Source organism: Micromonospora sp. NPDC049171 (assembly GCF_040648275.1).
Lineage (GTDB): Bacteria > Actinomycetota > Actinomycetes > Mycobacteriales > Micromonosporaceae > Micromonospora.
Genome location: NZ_JBEZDJ010000073.1, coordinates 1 through 1,076 on the forward strand (window position 1 = coordinate 1; position 1,076 = coordinate 1,076).

The window sequence follows — 1,076 nt, forward strand, 5'->3', positions numbered from 1 at the left end:
GAGGTGGTGCCGGTGGTGGTGGGTGTGCCGGTGGTGGGTGGTGTGTCGGTGGGTGGGTGGCCGGTGTCTGGTGGTGTGGTGCCGGATGTGGTGGTGGTGTGGGGGGTTGATGTGGTGGGGGTGTTGGGGGTGTTGGGGGAGTGGTTGGGTGATTCGCGGTTTGTGGGTTCGCGGTTGGTGGTGGTGACGCGGGGTGCGGATGTGGTGGCGGGTCAGGGTGCGGTGGCGGGTTTGGTGCGGTCGGCGGTGTCGGAGCATCCGGGTCGGTTTGTGTTGGTGGATGTTGATGGTGATGAGGGTGGGGTGGATGTGGGTTCGTTGGTGGGGGGTTTGGTGGGGTTGGGTGAGTCGGAGTTTTGGGTGCGTGGTGGGCGGGTGTGTGTGCCGCGGTTGCGGGCTGTGCGGCGGGTGGGGGTTGAGGCGTCGGTGGGTGGTTCGGTGTGGGGGGATTGTGTGTTGGTGTCGGGTGGTACGGGTGCGTTGGGTGTGGTGGTGGCGCGGCATTTGGTGGTGTCGTGTGGGGTGTCGCGGGTGGTGTTGGTGTCGCGTGGGGGTGTGGTGGTTGGTCGGGTGGCGGAGTTGGTGGCGGAGTTGGGTGCGGATCGGGTGGTGGTGGTGGCGGGTGATGTGACGGATCGGGTGGTGGTGGGTGAGTTGTTGTCGCGGTTTGGGGTGTCGGGGGTGGTGCATGCGGCGGGGGTTTTGGATGACGGTGTGGTGCAGGGGTTGTCGGCGGAGCGGTTGGCGTTGGTGTGGGGTCCGAAGGTGGTGGGTGCGCAGGTGTTGGATGAGTTGACGCGGGATCGGGGGTTGTCGGCGTTTGTGGTGTTCTCGTCGGTGGCGGGGGTGTTGGGGACTGCGGGTCAGGGTGCGTATGCGGCGGCGAATGCGGGGTTGGATGCGGTGGTGCGGGCGCGTCGGGCGGTGGGTTTGCCGGGGGTGTCGGTGGCGTGGGGGTTGTGGGGTGAGGTGTCGGGGATGACGCGGGGGTTGTCGCAGCGGGATTTGGCGCGGTTGTCGCGGTCGGGTCTGGCGGTGTTGGAGACTGCGGATGCCCTGGCCATGCTCGACGCCGC

At 67.7% G+C, this 1,076-nt stretch carries 1 protein-coding gene; it reads left to right on the forward strand.

What is annotated here, in order from left to right; genetic code table 11:
* Nucleotides 1–459 precede the first annotated feature (459 nt).
* Nucleotides 460–1,076: KR domain-containing protein (locus AB0B14_RS36740; RefSeq protein WP_357081105.1), on the forward strand; the 617-nt coding region annotated here is incomplete at its 3' end.